The sequence below is a fragment of the Marinobacter sp. BW6 genome, assembly GCF_008107725.1.
Classification (GTDB): Bacteria; Pseudomonadota; Gammaproteobacteria; order Pseudomonadales; family Oleiphilaceae; genus Marinobacter.
In genome coordinates this window covers 1-447 of sequence record NZ_VIRN01000048.1, presented here as the reverse complement: position 1 = coordinate 447, position 447 = coordinate 1, and the positions used below count along the sequence as shown (strand labels likewise).

Sequence of the window (447 nt, the reverse complement as noted above, 5' to 3'; positions counted from 1 at the left end):
GGGCTGTCTGATCACCGAAGGCGCGTAACGCTCCATGAAGCGCTCGCCCTCGGAGTTGACCAGGTAACCGCCTTCGCCGCGCGCGCCTTCGGTGATCAGACAGCCCGAACCGTAGATGCCGGTCGGGTGAAACTGGACGAATTCCATGTCCTGCAGCGGCAGGCCGGCACGCGCCACCATGCCGCCGCCGTCACCGGTGCAGGTATGGGCCGACGTTGCCGAGAAATAGGCGCGGCCGTAGCCGCCGGTCGCCAGCACCACCATCTTGGCGGCGAAGCGATGGATGGTGCCGTCATCGAGGCACCAGGCGACGACGCCGGTGCAGCGGCTGCCGTCTTCCGACACGATCAGGTCGAGCGCGAAGTACTCGATGAAGAATTCGGCATTGTTGCGTAGCGACTGGCCGTAGAGCGTATGCAGAATGGCGTGGCCGGTACGGTCGGCAAC

General features: G+C 65.3%; 1 protein-coding gene. It reads right to left on the bottom strand.

What is annotated here, in order from left to right; all coding sequences use genetic code 11:
• Nucleotides 1-447, bottom strand: a 447-nt coding sequence (locus FMN52_RS04255) for an FAD-binding protein (protein WP_148607471.1), incomplete at both ends; no start/stop codon positions are given.